This is a genomic window from Kocuria rosea subsp. polaris, assembly GCF_001483755.1.
GTDB lineage: Bacteria > Actinomycetota > Actinomycetes > Actinomycetales > Micrococcaceae > Kocuria > Kocuria cellulosilytica.
In genome coordinates this window covers 1-14,318 of record NZ_LQBK01000038.1, presented here as the reverse complement: position 1 = coordinate 14,318, position 14,318 = coordinate 1, and the positions used below count along the sequence as shown (strand labels likewise).

The window sequence follows — 14,318 nt, the reverse complement described above, 5'->3', positions numbered from 1 at the left end:
ACGGTCGGTGGGCTCAGAAGGACGGGCGTGGTGCCGGCCCGCCGTCGGCGGCCGGAGCGGGGTACGGGGCCACGAGGACGGTGGCGCCCTCGATGTCGTGGACGTAGACGTCGGTGCCGGGCGGGAGCTGCTCACCGGTGACCGAGCGGGCGCTCCAGGTGTCGCCCTCCAGCCGCACCAGCCCGCTGCGACCCGTGACCGGGTCCAGCACCTGGCAGGGCAGGCCGATCAGCCGGGCGGCGTTGGACACGGTCTCGGGCGTGGAGCGGTTGACGCGGCGCAGGGCGACCGGCCGCACCACGAAGATGAGCAGCACCGAGGCCAGGGCGAACGTGACCACCTGAATCACGAAGTCGTCCGTCACCCAGCTCACCGCGAAGGCCAGCAGCGCGGCGGCGGACATCATCAGGAACAGGAAGTCCAGGGTGAGCATCTCGATGGCGGCCAGGGCGATCACGGCGATCAGCCACATGACCCACGCGTTCTCGACGAGCCACTCCCACATGATCGTCCCGACCTCTCGTCCGCCTCGGCGAGGGCGTCCTCGCCGCTCCTCCAATTGTGCCCCACGCCTCCGACACGCCGCCGGACCGGCGTGGCGTCCGGGCGCCGGCGGACGTCCCCGGAATAGGCGCTGTTCCGGCGGCGTTGGGATCTCTACGGTGGTGCCACCGGAGTCCTCGGTGGCCGCAGGCAGCCGCCGCCCGTCCAGCCGTCCCGGCGCCGGGCCGACACCCGCCGGGCCCGCGGGAGGAGGAGAACCATGAAGCTCATCACCTCGGTGGCGGTCTCCGCCGCCGGCGCCTGGCTCGCGGGCACGGCGACCGCCGTGGTCGGCCTCTCCGCGCTGCAGTCGCGGCTGCCCGCCGTGCTGACGCGCGGTCTGCCCGCCGAGCCCGACTTCGAGCGCGCCTTCGTCCTGCTCGGCACGGGTCGCTGCGCCCCCGGCGACGACCGGGCGGAGGCGCTGCGCGCCCGGCTGGAGGCCGACCACGGCCGGCCCGTCGTCTACGTGGACCTCACCGTCCCGCCGGGCGCCTCCGCACGCCGGGCGGCCCGCACCCGCGAGCTGGCGAGCAGCTTCCACGCCGACCTCGTGCTGGACCACGAGGCCGGGCCCGTGCCCGGCCGCCCCTGACCGGCGCGGATCACCCGCCGGAGGTCGTCACCGGCAGCGGTGCCGTGGCGTCGAGCATGTGGAAGGCCTCCGCGCTGAAGTCGATGGCGACCTCGTCTCCGGCGGCCGCGTCCGGGACCTCGGACAGGTCCAGGGTCAGCACCGTGCCGTGGTCGAGCAGCACCGGGACCTGCTTGCCCCCGACCGTGTACGTCAGCTCGTTCTCGCGGGACGGGATGTGGTTGATGAGGCCGACCTTCTTGGGCGCCGTGGTGGGCTCGGTGCACCCGTAGTCGATGCACCAGCCCGCCGGGAGCGTCTTGACCTGGGCGAGCTCCGTGGTCCAGGAGTAGAGCCGCTCCTCCGGGGGGCTGCTCGCGAAGAACATGCCGCCGATCCGCAGCAGGTCGTAGTACAGCGGGTCGATCTCGTGGTCGAGCACGTCGCTGGCCCCGGCGTGGATCAGGGCGTCCTTCCCGAGGCCGGCGTCCCGGATGGAGGCGACCGCGCCGTCGAAGCGGTTCTTCTGGGCCACCGTGGTGTTGGCCGTGTCGTTGCGCTCGATGGCGGCCCCGTCCTCCGCGGTGACGGTGGAGAAGTGCGTGGCGATGCCGGCGAGCTCCAGGTGCGGGGCGTCCTCGATGGCCTGGGCCAGGGGGAGGGCCTCCTCGGGGACCACGCCCTCGCGCCCCATCCCGGTGTCGACCCACAGGTGGACCTTCAGTGCTCCGCCCGTGGTCGAGAGCACCTGCTCCGCCGCTTCGACCCACGCGGGGTCGGTCGCGGCGACCTCGACGTCGTAGTGCATCAGCAGTGGGATGTCCTCGACCTGCGCCACGTAGAGCACGGCGATCTTCGCCTCGACACCGGCCTCGCGCAGGGCGATGGCGTCGTCGAGCTTGGGCACGAAGACGTAGTCGACCTTGGCGGCATCCTCGATGACCTTGCCGAACACGTCCACGGGCTCGCCGTTCTTGAGCACCGCGCCCAGCTGGACGTCCGAGGGGAAGTCGGCCCGGATCGCCTCGGCGTTGCGCCGCACGGTCTCGGTGTCCACCGTCAGGAGGGGGATGTCCTGCGTGCCCTGCGTGGTGTAGGTGTAGGCGGTCTTCTCGCCGACGTCGCTCCCGCCGGCGGCGAACGAGACCTCGACCGTGCCCGGGGTGCCGCGGGCCGGTGCCACACAGGCGTGGCGGGACGAGCGGTCGTCGAACTCGCACTCGACCTCCTCCTCGCCGAAGCGGACGGTGACCGGCCCGTCGGTGTCCCCACCGGTGTCCGCCAGGACCAGATTCCCGCCCTGCAGCCCGCCGTGCGAGGGGGAGAGTGCGACCGAGCCGGAGGCCACCGCGGGAGGCGCGTCCGCACCGGCGTCCTGCGCGCAGCCCGCGAGGGCCAGCACCGACAGGGCCAGCACGGACGTCACCAGCCGGTGCCCCCGGCCGTCCGGCGCGATCTCACAGTTCTGTCGTCCCACAGAGGTCCTTCCCTCGAGCATGTGTTTGCCGACGCGAATCCAGCTCGGCCACGGCGAGCGTATCGGCCGGTGGGGGCCCGGGGCCGGTCACGGGCGGTTTTTCCCCACAAGTGGCCACAAGCCCGGCGTCCGACGGCGCAACATTGGGAGATCCGCAGCCGGACCGGTCCGTCGGCACGACGGACGTCGAGGCGGCACAGTTGGTGGCGCATCCGATGCGGTTCGTCCGCACAGCGCCTCGGTGCGGACGGCGCCGGCGCGAGTGGTCCCGTAGCCGCGGCTGACACCGACGACGCGGGGCCCGGTGTCGCGGCCGTGCTCCGCCGGTGAGCCGCACCGGCCACGACGGCGTCCGAGTACGGTGCAGGAACGACGGCGGCACGGATCGGCACCACGACGACGGTGGTGTGCCGCCTCCTGACGACCCTTCTCCATAACGCCGATAATCGACATTATGTAAAGTCGCGGTGAGCGAGGGCTCCCCTCCAGCGCCTTCGGAGGCCTTCTGTACCACGCTGCGCACCACCCGGTGCAGGTCTCACAGTCGCCCGGCCGAGCGCCCGATCCGCCGGTGAGGCAATCCGTCTCCAGCGCGGCTCCGGCGCGCCCCCCTCGGCGAACCGCTGAGCAAGGACACGGGCTCCCCGGGGGGTCCGGACCGGACGGGCCGCGCCGCGACCCGGGCCGGCAGGGACAATCGACCACTGGTCGAAGGTTGAGACTTTGTCCGCGCGCATCCTTCAACTCTCAAGGTCTACCTGACCCTCAACCGGGCGTGGATGGCGGCCTGCCGGGCCCGCACTAGACTGCGAGCATGCACACGTCGGCTCCCCACACCGCCCTCCCCGAGCAGCGCGCCGCGGTCCCCGGCCCGTGGATCGGGGCGCTGACGGCGGACGTGCTGCTCGTGCTGGTCTTCGCGGGGCTGGGCCGCAGGACGCACGCCCTGGACGCCGCCGGCCTGCTGAGCACGGCGTGGCCGTTCCTGGCCGGACTGCTGCTCGGCTGGCTCGTGTGGCGGGTGCACCGCACTCCCTTCGGCGTCTGGCCCCGGGGCGTCGCCCTGTGGCTGACGACCGTGGCCGTGGGCATGGGCCTGCGCCTGGCCGTCGGCGAGGGCACGGCGCCGAGCTTCGTCGTCGTCACGCTCGTGGTGCTCGGCATCTTCCTGCTGGGTCACCGCACCCTGGTCCTCGTGCTGCGCCGGGCCCGTGCCCGCCGCTCGGGCTGACCTTCCCCGTTCCGCCGGCCCCGCCGGCGCCGTCCCCGAGAAAGGTGCTCCATGCTCACCGCCATCGTCCTCATCAAGACCTCCGCCGACCGGATCCCCGAGGTCGCCGAGCAGATCTCCGACATCCCCGGCATCAGCGAGGTGTACTCCGTGACGGGCGACTGGGACCTGATTGCGATGGTGCGCGTGCACCGGCACGAGGACCTCGCCGACGTCATCGCCGACCGCCTCTCCAAGGTGGAGGGCGTCGTGGGGACGAACACCAACATCGCGTTCCGGACCTACAGCAAGCACGACCTGGAGGCGGCCTTCTCCCTCGGCATCGACTGACCGTGCCGGCACCCGTGCCGGCCACGAGGGCACGGACGGCAGAAGGCCGGTGAGGGAGCACCCCACCGGCCTTCGTCGTCGGCCCGCCGCCTGCGGAGTGCGTCAGCGCGCGGTGTGGGCGATCCAGCGGTCCAGGACGGCGCGGGCCGCGCCGCTGTCCACGGACTCCTCGGCACGCCGGACCGCCGTGGCCATCCGGTCCTGGAAGGACCCTTCCGCGACGGGGTCGAAGGCGACGAGCCCGGCGGCCGAGTTGAGCAGCACGGCGTTGCGCACGTGCCCCTTCTCCCCCGCCAGGACCTGCTCGACGACGCCCGCGTTGTACTGGGCGTCCTGGCCCCGCAGGTCCTCGATGGTGGCCCGGGGCATGCCGAGGTCGAGCGGTTCGAGGTCGTGCCGGTCGACCTGCCCGCCGCGCACCTCCCACACCTGGGAGGGGGCGGTCACGGTGAGCTCGTCGAGACCGTCGGCACCCCGGAAGACGAGGGCGCGGTCGCCGCGGGCCGCGAAGACCCCCGCGATCAGGGGCGCCAGCGCAGGATCGGCCACGCCGACGGCCGACGCCTCGACCCGCGCCGGGTTCGTCATGGGTCCGAGGAAGTTGAAGGCGGTGGCCACGCGCAGCTGCGCACGGGCCGCGGCGGCGAAGCGCATCGACGGGTGGAAGGTCTGCGCGAAGAGGAACGTGATGCCCACGTGCCGGGCCGCGGACTCCACCATCTCGACCGGCAGGTCGAGCCGGACCCCGAGGGCCTCCAGGACGTCGGCGGAGCCGGACTTCGAGGACGACGCGCGGTTGCCGTGCTTGACGATCTTCGCGCCGGCGCCGGCGCACACGAGGGCCGACATCGTCGAGATGTTCACGCTGGAGAGCCGGTCGCCGCCGGTCCCGACGATGTCCAGGGCCGGACCGGGGATGTCGACCGGCCGCGCGTTGCCCACCATGGCGTCGGCCAGTCCGGTCAGCTCCTCGACCGTCTCCCCCTTCGCCCGCAGGGCCACGAGGAAACCGGCGATCACGACGTCGGACACCTCGCCCGACATGATCGTGTCCATGGCCCAGTAGGCCTGGTCGCGGGTCAGGTCGGTCCCGGAGATCAGCGCCGTGATCAGGTCCGGCCACTCGGGGTTCGGTGCGGTCGTCGGTGTCGTCGTGTTCACGCTCCTGATCGTATCGCCCACCGGCGGACCGGCCGGAACGGCCCCTCGGCCGCCTCGGCGACCCGCACCGAGGCCATGTGACAGGGATCACAGCACCGCCGCGGCGGCGCGCACAACCGCGGCCGCGCGGGCCCCGGAGGCGCACGGATGCCGCACGACCTGGTCACGGACGGCGGCGGGCGCCGGACACGCGAACCGCCCGACCCCCTCCTGGTTGGTCCACCGGCAGTTTTGGCGACATAATGTCTCTGTGACGACTGCAACCCATACCCCAGCCAAGCCGGTAGGCGGGTCGATCAATCGGCCCAACCTGACCTCAGTGGGCACCATCGTGTGGCTCTCCTCCGAGGTGATGTTCTTCGCCGGCCTCTTTGCCATGTACTTCACCCTGCGCTCCACCGCCCCGGAGCTCTGGGCCGAGGAGTCCGCCAAGCTGAACATCCCGCTGGCCCTGGCCAACACCATCGTCCTGGTGCTGAGCTCGGTGACCTGCCAGTTCGGCGTCTTCGCGGCCGAACGGCTCCAGCCCCGCCGCGCCGGCGGCGTCTTCGACGTCCGCCGGTGGGGAATGATCGAGTGGTTCGCCCTGACCTTCATCATGGGCGCGATCTTCGTGGCGGTGCAGTCCTTCGAGTACGCCGAGCTGGTCGCCCACGGCATCAGCATCCCGGCCAACTCCTACGGCTCCGCCTTCTACATCACCACGGGCTTCCACGCGCTGCACGTGACCGGCGGCCTCATCGCCTTCCTGTTCATCATGGGCCGCGCCTTCATCGCCAAGCGCTTCGGCCACTTCGAGGCGACCTCCGCGATCGTCGTGTCCTACTACTGGCACTTCGTGGACGTCGTCTGGATCGTGCTGTTCCTCGTGGTCTACTTCCTCAAATAGGCCGCGCCGTCCCGGGGACGCACCAAGCAAACCAACACCGAATTGAAGGAACGTTTGACGTGAAGGCACTTTCGCAGCAGCGGCGCCACCCGCTCGCAGTCCTCGTACTGATGGTCCTGGCCCTGCTCCTCAGCGGTGGACTCTACGCAGTCGCCACCACCACCAACGAGGCCAAGGCCCAGACCGAGTCCTACACGGCGCAGGACATCGAGGAGGGCGAGAAGCTGTTCGTCGCGAACTGCTCGACCTGCCACGGCCTCGACGGCGCCGGGACGCCGTCCGGTCCGTCGCTCGTGGGCGTCGGTGCCGCCGCCGTCGACTTCCAGGTCGGCACCGGCCGCATGCCCATGCAGGCCAACGGGCCGCAGGCCGCGGACAAGGCGGTCCAGTTCAACGACGAGCAGGTCCGCCAGTTCGCCGCCTACGTCGCGACCTTCGGCCCCGGCCCGGGCGTTCCCGAGGAGCAGTACCTGGACGTCACCCAGGGCAACGCCGCCAACGGTGCGAAGGTCTTCCTCGCCAACTGCGCCATGTGCCACAACGCCGCCGGTGCCGGTGGCGCGCTGACCCGCGGCAAGTACGCCCCCTCCGTGATGGACGTCGAGGAGAAGCACATCTACGAGGCCATGCAGACCGGTCCGCAGAACATGCCGGTGTTCAACGACGCGAACATCACCCCCGAGGAGAAGCGCGACGTCATCACCTACCTGAAGACCCTCGAGGACAGCCCGAACCCGGGCGGTTTCGGCCTCGGCGCCCTCGGCCCGGTGTCGGAGGGCCTGTTCGTCTGGACCATCGGGCTCGCCGTCATCATCGGGTTCACCGTCTGGCTCACCTCGCGTTCCGCCTGACGCCCCGTGCCGGCAGCGAATGTCGGACCCCGAAGCTACGATCAACTGCACCAAGAGAAGAATGAGGGACCACATGGGAAGCCACAGTGACGGCACTCCCCACCAGTCGGGAACCGTTGCCACCACGGGCACCACGGCAATGGAGCGTTTCCCCGACCCCGGACTGCCCCCGCACAGCCCGCGCCTGACGGACATCGACTCGTCGGCCGCCAAGCGCGCCGAACGGCAGGTCGTCCTGCTGTTCCTGCTCTCGATCGTCGGATCGATCCTGTTCTTCGTCGGATACTTCGGCATCCGCGTGGAGGGTCCCATCTACGACGTCACGAACACCGAGCCCACGCGTGCGCTGCAGCTGCAGAACCTGCTGCTCGGCCTGGGCATCGCGCTGGGCATGTTCGGCATCGGCCTCGGCGTCGTGCACTGGGCCCGCACCCTCATGCCGGACCACGAGCTGGTCGAGAGCCGCCACGCGGTGCGCACGGAGGAGCAGCGCGCCGAGGCGCAGAGCATCCTCACCACGATCTACGACGAGTCCGGGATCAAGCGCCGGCCCCTGCTGCGCAACACCCTCATCGGTGCGGCCGTGCTCGCTCCCCTGCCGTTCGTCGGGCTCCTCCGGGACCTCGGCCCGACGAACCTGGACGTCCTCAAGGAGACCCTGTGGGACGAGGGGATCCGTCTGGTGCGCGATCCCTCCGGCACTCCCATCAAGGCCTCGGACGTCACGCTGGGCTCCACGTTCCACGTGGTTCCCGAGAACCTGAACACCATCGGGCACAACGAGGGCTACCTCGACGAGAAGGCCAAGGCCGTGGTCCTGCTCATGCGCCTCGATCCGGAGACGGTCAACGTGTCCCCGGAGAAGGCCGACTGGAACGTCGACGGCATCTTCGCCTACTCGAAGGTCTGCACGCACGTCGGCTGCCCGGTCGCGCTCTACGAGCAGCAGACGCACCACCTGCTGTGCCCGTGCCACCAGTCCACGTTCGACCTCGCCAACGAGTGCGAGGTCATCTTCGGGCCGGCCGCCCGGCCCCTTCCCCAGCTGCCGATCACTGTGGACGACGAGGGCTACCTCGTGGCCCGCAGCGATTTCCAGGAGCCGGTCGGTCCGACCTACTCGCAGCGCGGTACCCATGTCGAAGAGATGCAGGGTGAGGCGAACTGATGTCCACGTCCACTGATTACGAGTACAAGCCCCAGACGGGCACCGGCCGGATCGCGAACTTCGTCGACACCCGCATGGGCATGTCGCCGATGGTCAAGGAGTTCGGGCGGAAGATCTTCCCCGACCACTGGTCCTTCATGTTCGGGGAGGTGGCGCTGTACACCTTCGTCATCCTGCTGCTCTCCGGCACGTTCCTCGCCCTGTGGTTCGAGCCGTCGATGGCGGCCCTGGAGTACGAGGGCTCCTACGTCCCGATGCAGGGTGTCGAGATGTCCGCGGCCTACGCGTCGTCCCTCGACATCTCCTTCGACATCCGCGGCGGGCTCTTCCTGCGCCAGATCCACCACTGGTCCGCGCTGGTCTTCGCGGCCGCCGTGTCCGTGCACATGCTCCGCGTGTTCTTCACGGGTGCCTTCCGCCGGCCGCGCGAGCTCAACTGGCTCGTCGGCGTCGCCCTGTTCCTGCTCGCGATCGTCGCCGGCTTCACCGGCTACTCGCTTCCCGACGACGTGCTCTCCGGCAACGGCCTGCGCATCGCCGACGCGATCCTGAAGGCCCTGCCGATCGTGGGCGCGTACCTGTCGATGTTCCTCTTCGGCGGCGAGTTCCCCGGGCACGACATCATCGCGCGCCTCTACATCCTGCACGTGCTCGTGATTCCGGCGATCATCCTGCTCCTGATCGTCGTGCACCTCTTCATGGTCGTGGTGCACAAGCACACCCAGTTCCCCGGCCCGGGCCGCACCGAGAACAACGTCGTCGGCTTCCCCGTGGGCCCGATCTACGCGGCGAAGGCCGGCGGGTTCTTCTTCATCGTGTTCGGGATCATGGCCCTGATGGCGGGCACCACCACCATCAACGCCATCTGGAACTACGGCCCGTACGACCCCTCCCCGGTCCAGGCCGGCTCCCAGCCCGACTGGTACATGGGCTTCACCGACGGCGCCGTGCGTCTCATGCCCGGCACCTGGCCGTTCAACTGGGAGTGGACGTTCTGGGGCATGTCGATCCCCATGAACGTGCTGCTGCCCATGGCGCCGCTCGCCGTGCTCTTCGGACTCATGGCGGCCTGGCCCTGGATCGAGCGCTGGGTCACGAAGGACGACCGGGAGCACCACATCCTGGACCGTCCCCGCAACGCGCCGTTCCGGACCGCGATGGGCGCGGCCGGCGTGACCTTCTACACCATCATGCTCGTCGCGGCCAGCGGTGACCTCATCGCCACGCACTTCCGTCTCGCGGTCAACGACGTCCTGTACTGGCTGCGCGCGCTGTACTTCCTCGGTCCGATCCTGGCCTTCATGATCACCCGCCGGATCTGCCTGGCGCTGCAGCGCAAGGACCGGGAGATCGTCCTCCACGGCCGCGAGACCGGGCGGGTGCAGCAGCTCCCGCACGGCGAGTTCATCGAGGTGCACGAGCCCCTCGACGAGTTCAAGCGCTACCGTCTGGTCAACATGCCGGACTACCAGGTGGAGCCGGCGCAGCCGAACGCGAAGGGCAAGATCACGCGCACCGAAAAGATGCGCGAGCGGGTCAGCCGGTTCTTCTTCGAGGACCGGGTGGCGCCCGTCACCCCCGCCGAGCTCGAAGCGGCGCACCATCACCACGAGGCCGACGCCCTGACCACGGGCTCCCAGGAGCGGGAGCTGGTGCGCTGAGCGGCGGACGCCACTGACAGGGCCCCGAGAGGATCGTTCCTCTCGGGGCCCTGTCGCGTCAGGGGGCGCTTCGACGGAGAACCGCTCCTGCTGTCGGGTGCACCGCCGCCCTCCGCAGCAGCTCGTGTCCTGCCGCTCGGCGCCGGGAGCCGCGGCCTGTCCTCGTCCCGGGAGACCGCAGGGACGCGCGCCGAGCTCGCAGACCGCACCGGACCACCGACACCACGGTGTGAGCACCTCCAGTACGGCCGATGGCCCGGCCGCGAGAACGTAGCCCCATCGATCCCGGTGGAGAAGAAGGACGTCAGACGTCACCGGTCTCGTCGGCCGTGATCCCGGGGCCGTAAGCGCGGGAAGAACTCGAGCGCTGCGGAGACGGCGCCGATGATGATGGCGCTCTGTGAAAGTCCCCGGGGATGCTCGTCGATTTTCCCCACCCGGTGGTTGTGGTCACTGTAGCGGTCGTGGGGTCCCGGTGGTCGTCCGACGCAGCGTGTCGGCGCGGGCCTGGTGAACGCGCAGCCGGTAGGAGTCGCCGTCGAGGTTGAGGACCACGGAGCGGTGCAGGAGCCGGTCGAGCAGGGCTGCGGCGACGGTGGTGTCGCCGAGAACCTCGCCCCAGGAGCCGACCCCACGGTTGGTGGTGAGGATGATCGAGGTCTTCAAGTAGCGCTGGGAGACGACCTGGAACAGTGCCGAGGCGGCCTCGGCGGGCAGCGGCAGGTAGCCGAGCTCGTCGATGACCAGCAGGGTGGGTCCGGCGTAGAAGCGCATGGTGGTGGCCCAGCGGCCCTCGATCGCGGCCTTGTGGCAGCGGGCGGCCAGGTCGACGGCGGTGGTGAAGTAGGTGCGGTAGCCGGCCTCTGCGGCCTTGCGCGCCAACCCGACGGCCATGTGGGTCTTGCCGACGCCGGGCGGGCCGATCAGTAGCACGTTGGTCGCGCTCTCGAGGTACCGGCAGGAGGCCAGCTAGTTCACCAGCCCCGGATCCAGGCCCGGGGTAGCTTCGAGGTCGAAACCCTCCAAGGTCGCCGGCGACGGCAGCGAGGCGAACCGCAGCCGCCCGGCCAGCCGGCGGGCCTCGGTGGCCTCGACTTCCAGGCCCAGGAGCCGCTCGAGGGCGGCGGTCATCGACAGGCCTTCCGCGGTGGCCTGCTCAAGGACGCCCGGCAGGTGCTCGGCGGCGGTGGTGAGCTTGAGCTCGGCCAGGTGGGAGCGCAGTTGCTGGTACAGGCTGGCCTGGGAGGCGCTCATCGGCTCGGTGGGAGGGGTGCTCATGTGAGGGTGTTCCTTCCAGCGGCAGCGGCCGCGTAGCGAGACAAGTCGATGACCACGGCGCGGTCCTCGACCGCGTCAGTCACGGTGGCGGGATCGCTGTTGCCGCGCAGGGCCGCGGCTGCAGCCAAGGCGTCAGGCCCCGGTGGGATGCGGACCTTGTTGCGGTGCGGCACCGCCGAGGTGGCGGCCTTCATTGCCTCGGTGTTCAGCGCGGTGACGTGGCCGTGGTCGCGGACCATCGCCCCGGCACCGGGGGCCGCGGCCCGGTGGCGGGCGATGACGGCCCCGCCGCTGGTGGCGATGTCGAGGTGCGGTTCGCCCAGGCGGGCGATCACGGTGACCGTGGCGTGGGCCAGTTCCGGGGCCACGGAGTAGGAGTTGCCGCGGTAGGCCACCAGCGCCTGGGCCAAGACCTTCCGGGTCACCGTGGTGACCGCCGGGAACGGGACCGGGGGCAGCGCCCCCAGCGGCTCGGTGCAGGCCAGGGCGCCCACCGTCGTGGTGCCCTCGCTCGTGGTGCGGCGGCGGGCGTCGCCGCGGGTGGCGCACCACCGATCCAGTGCGGCTTGTGCGGATTCGACCGTGGCGTCATCGGGCAAGGTGCGCCAGACGCGTTGGGCGGCCGAGTGCACGGCCTTCTCCACCACGCCCTTGCGGTTACCGCGTCGCGGTGGGCAGATCGCCACCTGCACCCCGTAGTGCTTGGCCACCGCGGCGAAGGTCGCGGTGACCTTGCCGGTGGGCGGGTGGCAGACGGTGGCCATCCGGTCGAAGCGCCACACCTTGGTGACCCCGCCCAGGGCGCGGGTGATGTGGTCGATGCCGGCGATCAGGTGCGCCTGGTCCTCGGACTCGCACAGGAGCCCGCGCCAGGCCCCGGAGTGCGCCAGAGCCCCGACGAGCAGGTGCGCATTCGCGCCAGCGCCCCAGGCCGCCGGTGGGTCGGGCAGCTCGACCCAGTCCCACTGGGTCTCCTCCCCGGGCGGGTGCTCGATCACCGCCACGGCCCGCCCGGCGGTGGGCCGGCAGTCCTGGCACACCGGGCGCAGCTGGCGTTGCCGCAGCTGGCGGGTGAAGGTCTGGTACGCCCCGGGGTACCCGGGGTCGGTGACCTCGTCGTAGAGCGTGGTGGCCCACAGGTGCGGGTCCTCGGCCAGGCGGGCCCGGCAGTAGTCGGCGAACGGGGCAAACGGATCCGGGGTGCTGCGTTGGCGGGCCCCGGGGGCGCGGTTCCCGGCCAGGTAGGCGCGGATGGTCTTGCGGTCACGGCCCAGGTGCTGGGCGATCGCGGAGATCGTCCAGCCCTGACGGGCCAGGGCGTGCGCGTCGATGTCTTCCTCCCGTGTGAGCATGGTCAGCGGGGCTCCCTCGAATGGATGGCTGGTGGTCAGAGACCGCCATCATCGAGGGGGCCCCGCCGTCATTGGCGGAGCCACACGGGTGGGGAATTTCAGTGAGCAGGTCTGGGGAGTTTCACCTGAGCGCCATCAATGATCCCCAGCAGCCAGCCGGCGGCATACGGCACCACGACGAGGACTGCCCACCAGAGGGAGCGTCCGGTCCCTTCTCCCAGCCCGCCGACAGCACTCACGCCGACCAGCGCCGCCACCCCGATGGCCACCAGGAGCAGCGCCCAGTAGGAGAACACCCGGCGCCGGCTCCGCCCGAGAAACGCCCCGAGGGCTGCCAGGCCCGTGCCCGGCACGATGACCAGTGATCCCTCCAGCGGATCGAGAGCTCCCAGCACCATGGCGGCAAGGCCGGCGACGACCAGCCACCGCGCCCACGACGTACGTACCGGCACATCCGCTCCTCACCGCGATCCCGCTCACGGACACCCGGCCTTCCGGCATCCGATGGATCAGCCGGGACGGGCAGTGGTTGGCAGTGTAGATCGTCGGCCATCACAAGGACGACTGTCGACGCCGGACGAATACTGAGCAGATGCGACGTCGTTGACAACGACGCCGGAGTCGCACCGCTTGACGACGACGGACGAATACGGAGCCGGAGGACTGTCCTGGCGCTGGAGGTGCGTCATGACCATCGGAAACCCGTCGAGAACCCCCCCCCCCCCCCCCAGCAGAACGCTTCCGCCGATCCTCCGCCGAGGCGCGGTCGGCGCCGGGCCGCGGGGATCTGGAGCGCCGTTCTGGGCGCCCTCGGACTCGCTGCCCTCGCCTGGGTCTGGGCCGTGAGCCAACCCGGGATCGACCCGCCGCACTGGGCCCGGGTCGCCGGCATGATCTGGTTGCCCGTCGGGGTGATCGGCGCCCCCCTGCTCGGGGCCGTCGGCCTGCGCGGTTCGGCACGGGCGTGGGCCGTGACCGGGATCGTCATGGCCGCGGTCACCGTGGCCGGGCTGGTCGCACTGGAGATCACCGCCGGCTGACCGCATCCCGGACTGCTGCCCCGGGCCACGGGGGCGCTGACAGCGCTCTGCGACATGCGGGTGTGAAGGAACGTGCCCACTGTCCCCCGGTGCCCGGTGGAGAGTGATCGAGCGGCCGTGAGGCGGCGGACGCGGTGGCCGCACCATCGTCACGGAGAGCGCCGCCGGTCATGCTCAGGGACGATCCGGCCGGACGACGAGCAGGGCCGAATCGGCCCGGGTATGCGGGAGGCCCCGGACACCAGGGTGTCCGGGGCCTCCCGCGGGTCGGCTCGAGCCGTCCGTGTCAGTGGGCGTGGTCGCCGCGGGAGTACTCGAAGATCAGACCCACGAGCCCCAGGACCGCCAGCGGGGCCGCCAGGCCGAGGATCCACCAGCCCATGGCCAGCGCCGTGAACGCCAAGGCGCAGCCGGTGCCGAGCAGCAGGGGCCACCAGCTCCACGGGGAGAAGTGCCCGTACTCACCGGCGGACTCGACGATCTCGCCGTCGAGCTTGTCCTCCGGCAGCACGCCACCGGTGTTCCGGTTCACGAGCCACAGGTAGACCGCCAGCATGAAGGACATGGCGCCGACGGCGAGCAGCGCCGGGAACCCGACGAGCTCGTCGAACCGGGTCATGAACCCGTAGACCACGGCGACCAGGACGCTGAAGAGCCCGAGGATGACGAACAGTTTGATGGAGAGTTTCATGCTCAGCCCTTCCGCGTGGCGATGGCGCCGTCGTCGACCGGGGACTGCTGCGGGGACTCCGCGGCCAGCTCC

General features: G+C 70.8%; 14 protein-coding genes and 1 pseudogene. 8 read left to right on the top strand and 7 right to left on the bottom strand.

Going from position 1 to position 14,318, the window contains the following annotated elements:
• Window positions 1-13 precede the first annotated feature (13 nt).
• Window positions 14-505 (bottom strand): NfeD family protein, encoded by a 492-nt coding sequence (locus AVL61_RS13850; protein ID WP_058874913.1) that lies wholly within the window; start codon window positions 503-505, stop codon window positions 14-16.
• A 258-nt stretch (window positions 506-763) separates the two neighbouring features.
• Between AVL61_RS13850 and AVL61_RS13845 the strand changes: the two genes are divergently transcribed.
• The gene (locus AVL61_RS13845; RefSeq protein WP_058874912.1) at window positions 764-1,138 is read left to right on the top strand and encodes a hypothetical protein; all 375 of its coding nucleotides are present in this window, start codon (window positions 764-766) and stop codon (window positions 1,136-1,138) included.
• 10 nt (window positions 1,139-1,148) lie between these two features.
• Here AVL61_RS13845 and AVL61_RS13840 read toward each other — a convergent pair whose 3' ends face one another.
• A complete protein-coding gene (locus tag AVL61_RS13840; protein ID WP_231738423.1) occupies window positions 1,149-2,594 on the bottom strand; it encodes an alanine racemase in 1,446 nt (481 codons plus the stop codon).
• Between the two features lie 814 nt (window positions 2,595-3,408).
• On the opposite strand from AVL61_RS13840, the gene AVL61_RS13835 reads away from it, so the two are divergent.
• Both AVL61_RS13835 and AVL61_RS13830 read left to right on the top strand, forming a co-directional pair.
• Window positions 3,409-3,825, top strand: coding sequence for a DUF3054 domain-containing protein (locus tag AVL61_RS13835; protein ID WP_058874910.1), 417 nt, complete (start codon window positions 3,409-3,411; stop codon window positions 3,823-3,825).
• 51 nt (window positions 3,826-3,876) lie between these two features.
• Complete coding sequence (locus AVL61_RS13830) at window positions 3,877-4,155, top strand: Lrp/AsnC family transcriptional regulator (protein WP_017833527.1); 279 nt, start codon at window positions 3,877-3,879, stop codon at window positions 4,153-4,155.
• A gap of 102 nt (window positions 4,156-4,257) precedes the next feature.
• On the opposite strand, the gene trpD is transcribed toward AVL61_RS13830, so the two are convergent.
• Window positions 4,258-5,316 carry an anthranilate phosphoribosyltransferase gene (gene trpD, locus AVL61_RS13825; RefSeq protein WP_058874909.1) on the bottom strand — a complete coding sequence of 353 codons (1,059 nt, stop codon included), beginning with the start codon at window positions 5,314-5,316 and terminating at the stop codon, window positions 4,258-4,260.
• Window positions 5,317-5,566: 250 nt separating this feature from the next.
• Here trpD and ctaE point away from each other — a divergent pair, with 250 nt between their 5' ends.
• From ctaE to qcrB, 4 genes are all read left to right on the top strand, one after another.
• Window positions 5,567-6,205 carry an aa3-type cytochrome oxidase subunit III gene (gene ctaE / locus AVL61_RS13820; RefSeq protein WP_082697175.1) on the top strand — a complete coding sequence of 213 codons (639 nt, stop codon included), beginning with the start codon at window positions 5,567-5,569 and terminating at the stop codon, window positions 6,203-6,205.
• A 59-nt stretch (window positions 6,206-6,264) separates the two neighbouring features.
• Window positions 6,265-7,056 (top strand): cytochrome bc1 complex diheme cytochrome c subunit, encoded by a 792-nt coding sequence (gene qcrC / locus AVL61_RS13815; RefSeq protein WP_058874908.1) that lies wholly within the window; start codon window positions 6,265-6,267, stop codon window positions 7,054-7,056.
• A gap of 73 nt (window positions 7,057-7,129) precedes the next feature.
• Entirely contained in the window at window positions 7,130-8,224 is a 1,095-nt protein-coding gene (gene qcrA, locus AVL61_RS13810; protein WP_058874907.1) for a cytochrome bc1 complex Rieske iron-sulfur subunit, read from the top strand.
• Window positions 8,224-9,885, top strand: a complete 1,662-nt coding sequence (qcrB, locus tag AVL61_RS13805) for a cytochrome bc1 complex cytochrome b subunit (protein WP_058874906.1) — start codon at window positions 8,224-8,226, stop codon at window positions 9,883-9,885. Before qcrA ends, qcrB begins: the two co-directional genes overlap by 1 nt.
• Window positions 9,886-10,335: 450 nt before the next feature.
• Here qcrB and istB read toward each other — a convergent pair.
• The 3 genes and pseudogenes from istB to AVL61_RS13790 form a co-directional block, all read right to left on the bottom strand.
• Window positions 10,336-11,139: pseudogene (gene istB / locus AVL61_RS13800) on the bottom strand (IS21-like element helper ATPase IstB).
• A 20-nt stretch (window positions 11,140-11,159) separates the two neighbouring features.
• Window positions 11,160-12,515, bottom strand: coding sequence for an IS21 family transposase (istA, locus tag AVL61_RS13795; RefSeq protein ID WP_058874905.1), 1,356 nt, complete (start codon window positions 12,513-12,515; stop codon window positions 11,160-11,162).
• Window positions 12,516-12,613: 98 nt separating this feature from the next.
• Window positions 12,614-12,967 (bottom strand): hypothetical protein, encoded by a 354-nt coding sequence (locus AVL61_RS13790; RefSeq protein ID WP_058874904.1) that lies wholly within the window; start codon window positions 12,965-12,967, stop codon window positions 12,614-12,616.
• A gap of 390 nt (window positions 12,968-13,357) precedes the next feature.
• Between AVL61_RS13790 and AVL61_RS18010 the strand changes: the two genes are divergently transcribed.
• On the top strand, window positions 13,358-13,555 hold the full coding sequence (locus tag AVL61_RS18010; RefSeq protein WP_058874903.1) for a hypothetical protein: 198 nt from the start codon (window positions 13,358-13,360) through the stop codon (window positions 13,553-13,555).
• 286 nt (window positions 13,556-13,841) lie between these two features.
• Here the strand turns inward: AVL61_RS18010 and AVL61_RS13780 are convergent, their stop codons facing one another.
• Window positions 13,842-14,246 (bottom strand): cytochrome c oxidase subunit 4, encoded by a 405-nt coding sequence (locus tag AVL61_RS13780; protein ID WP_058874902.1) that lies wholly within the window; start codon window positions 14,244-14,246, stop codon window positions 13,842-13,844.
• Window positions 14,247-14,318: the final 72 nt, after the last annotated feature.